At 57.2% G+C, this 3,415-nt stretch carries 5 protein-coding genes; 3 read left to right on the top strand and 2 right to left on the bottom strand.

Annotated features, from left to right (window positions below; all coding sequences use genetic code 11):
• Positions 1 to 305 precede the first annotated feature (305 nt).
• Positions 306 to 536: a hypothetical protein gene (locus tag ACXJMY_RS37720; protein WP_456624420.1), complete on the bottom strand. Its 231-nt coding sequence runs from the start codon at positions 534 to 536 to the stop codon at positions 306 to 308.
• 211 nt (positions 537 to 747) lie between these two features.
• Between ACXJMY_RS37720 and ACXJMY_RS37725 the strand changes: the two genes are divergently transcribed.
• Both ACXJMY_RS37725 and ACXJMY_RS37730 read left to right on the top strand, forming a co-directional pair.
• On the top strand, positions 748 to 1,155 hold the full coding sequence (locus ACXJMY_RS37725) for a hypothetical protein (protein WP_456624421.1): 408 nt from the start codon (positions 748 to 750) through the stop codon (positions 1,153 to 1,155).
• A gap of 183 nt (positions 1,156 to 1,338) precedes the next feature.
• On the top strand, positions 1,339 to 2,199 hold the full coding sequence (locus tag ACXJMY_RS37730) for a L,D-transpeptidase (protein WP_456624422.1): 861 nt from the start codon (positions 1,339 to 1,341) through the stop codon (positions 2,197 to 2,199).
• Positions 2,200 to 2,377: 178 nt separating this feature from the next.
• Here the strand turns inward: ACXJMY_RS37730 and ACXJMY_RS37735 are convergent, their stop codons facing one another.
• Positions 2,378 to 2,722: a nuclear transport factor 2 family protein gene (locus ACXJMY_RS37735; RefSeq protein WP_456624423.1), complete on the bottom strand. Its 345-nt coding sequence runs from the start codon at positions 2,720 to 2,722 to the stop codon at positions 2,378 to 2,380.
• Between the two features lie 152 nt (positions 2,723 to 2,874).
• Here ACXJMY_RS37735 and ACXJMY_RS37740 point away from each other — a divergent pair.
• On the top strand, positions 2,875 to 3,415 hold a 541-nt coding region (locus tag ACXJMY_RS37740; RefSeq protein WP_456624424.1), incomplete at its 3' end, for a response regulator.

The raw sequence follows: 3,415 nt of genomic DNA on the forward strand, positions 1-3,415 counted from the left end.
TCCGCAAAGCCTAGACTCATCATGCCCAACGGCCAAATTGAAAAGATCGCGTTTGAGGCGAACGACATCACGACCTCATATCTTTTGGAAGTTTCATCTTAGCACACCAAGGCAGTGATGTCGCCTTCTGGCCCGAATGCGAAGTCTGCGCGGCCTCTCAGAAGGTCCGCTCATCAAGGTACACCGGAAGTGACTGGCCGACCTCGCAAACGGCGCTTTTGACCCGAAGCTGACAATCCAGTGTATAGCGTCTAACGGCTCTGCGAATTGACGCGCCGCCCTCACGCAACCATAAGAGGCTCTGACTATCTCCGGGCGAATGCAGCATGACACATGACACTTGGTTTGCGCTCTATTTCACTTTCCTTGTGTTCATCCATGAGCTTGCGCGTGATCCCGGCAAATTCGTCCCTGCTTTTATCGTCCTCTCGATGCTCTGCTACATCGGGTTCGAATGTATCCGCGCCTTTCGTCGGCGGCGACGATTGGCCGACGACCATGATCAAGAGGCGTCGGACACCAATTCTGATGGCCATTAGTGGCCCCTCTGAGACATGCCCGGCTATCCTGAGAATGTCCGTTCACTCGGGTAGACCGGAATCCTCACAAGCCCGGACAAAACGGCACATGACTGATGCCAGATTGCTTATTTGTGCCAGAAACGGTGCTTGTAGCGCCGCGGATTGTAAGACTTAAGTTCCGTTATCTTGGACAGATGATAATCGCGGCAAAGATTTGAGGGATCGCATGGCCAAGTTTATCGGGCTCATGATCATTGCCAGCTTCCCCTTGCTCGTGCTGAACCTCACTGGATTTTGCTATCTCCAGATGCGGTATCTCTCCAATCAAGAGCTGTTCGAGACTGCTATTTCCCATGAAGCCTACAGGATCGGCGACTACTTGCCCAAAGACACGCCGAAATCCTACTTAGCAACCCATCCAAATTGCTGCTCGATACCAGGCTTTCAACCTAGCAACTCGTCTCTTGATGCCCTGCTCGGATACAAAATCCGCTATGTCCGTGTCGTGTACAGAATGCCTCAGGCCGAGATCGACAAGAACCCAAGAGAACCCTTCTATGAGGCGTTCGTCGAGACCGCACCGTGCGGAAAGACTTTCCATGCCATAGGAATGAGTCGCGACACTCCAGACTGACGTACCCCCGGCATGTCTGCTCGTGGCCCTTAGCTGTCTTCTGTCTCAGGCGCCAGAGTGTCGGCTGTCGGTCTGAGAGCTGCCGTTAACCATCGGCAACGGTTTCGGTCTGAGCGACATCGCTTCGAAGTTTCTTAAATTTTGCCGGGTACCTCTTCCAGGCATGATGACCTGGGGAAAGACATGAGCAAGCGGGCCAAACGTGGAAAGGCGGAGACGCTCGCAATACCGATGGTCGCGAGAGTTGCGATTGGCGCCGTGGCCGTCGCCGTAGTGGGGTACAGTTTGCTGTCTCACCCGGCGAGCGTGCAACCGGCACGGAAGCCGTCCGCACCCCAGGCCCAGGCATCGTCAACTCCGGTCTACGTGGCAACTCCGGTTCATRCATCAGCGCCAGCTCCGGCTCCGATTCCGGCCCCGGCGCCTCTGGTCGAACCGCCAAAAGCTGCTGACGGTCCCGGAGCATTGGTTCGGCAGGTGGTTGACTACGCCAGCCACCAGGCGCCGGGCACCGTGATCATCGACACCAAAAACACATTCCTCYATTTCGTTCTGAACGACACGCAAGCAATGCGCTACGGCATCGGTGTCGGCCGCGAAGGTTTCACATGGTCCGGTGAACAGGCTGTGGCCCGTAAAGCAGAATGGCCGGATTGGCATCCGCCTGCGGAGATGGTCTCGCGTCAGCCTTATCTGCCTCGGTTCATGGCAGGCGGTCCCGGCAATCCGCTCGGCGCCCGGGCGATGTATCTCGGCGAGACCGAGTATCGAATTCATGGCACCAACAATCCCGATACGATCGGGAAGCGGGTTTCGTCCGGCTGTATCCGGCTGACCAATGAGGACGTCGTGGACCTTTATGAGCGGGTGAAAGTCGGAGCGAAAGTGATCGTGCTTCCGGCAACCGCTGCCCGCAGGCCATCCCAGGGAGCGCCGGCCGACGCCGCGTTCCGGTTGCCGGACCCGGCATCGCCGTCGAAGCGGCCCTCGGCGGCTAACGCGCAGATGTTGTCATCTGGACCGAAGATCGCCGAAGCCCAGTAACTCAGTCCTCCGTCATCGGCCTGCAACTCAGGAGGCAATTCAAGCCGTCGCTTTCAAGTCAGCTTCAGCGGACTCCAGCTGCTATTGACACCCCCGCAGACAACGGGCTGCTAGTGACCCCGCGGCAGACATTGGCACCCTGGAACCGCAAGGCCAGCACGTGACCCAAGCGGCTGGATCACGTCGCGGTCTGATGTGAGGGATTGCAATCTAGCTCTTTAATCCTCCCCGCGGCGTCGAACGCAAAAAGCGCACTCATGACACCAGCGCTAGTGACGTACGAGACAATGGTCCCGTCGCGCGAGGGATTGAGATCGTCTAACGTGCCTGCCGGATATTCCCGGAGGCGATCGACCCAATAGGCACGAAGTGCCTCGCGGCTGGTAATGGTTTTGACGCGGCCGCCGCAGCAGCCGCAGTGAACCACGGCATCTTCGGCAAACATTTCCAAGATCGCTTCGATATCGCCCGCGCGGTAGGCATCGAGCCAGTCAATCGCAACGGCCATCGGGTCAAATCGCATAATTCCCACCCACATACCGTCAAACCTTGCAATTCGAGGTCGCGCTAGCCCCGCTAAGCCTCTTTCTCCACTCGATAAATTGTATTTAAATACCCACAACCGGCCTCGGCCATATGCCGAAGTACATAGATGGCCGGGCCGAGGCGGTGTCCATGTTAGACATGTCCGCGAAGCAGGCCCCGTTAAAGCGCATCCGGCTTGTGATCGTAGATCGACAACCGATCGTTCTACAGGGCCTGAAGTCGATACTCGGGGCACAGCAGGACTTCGACGTTGTCGCATCATGCAGCGATGGGACTAGCTGCCTCGAAGCAATTCGGATTTTGACACCCGACGTCGCGCTTCTTGCTGACACCCTGCCGGATCTGACGGTATCCGAGCTCCTCGCTATTGCGAAAGCTGAGAATCTTTCCACGGGGCTGGTGTTCTTTACCGAGTCTGAACCCGACCACGATCTGACCGCAGCTATCGCTGCTGGCGCCTGTAGCGCAATTTCGAAGTGTGCTTCCCCCGACACTATGCTGCGACAACTGAGATCGATGACGAAGCTCAGTGTGTCGCCCGAGCGGTTCTCTCTCTCGCCAACCGGCAAGGAAGCTGACGACGGCGGCAAAATTGAAAAGAAGCTGGAGCTATTGACGCACCGGGAACGTCAAATTGTACGGCTAGTATCAGAAGGAATGTCGAACAAGG

Source organism: Bradyrhizobium sp. P5_C12 (assembly GCF_054049735.1).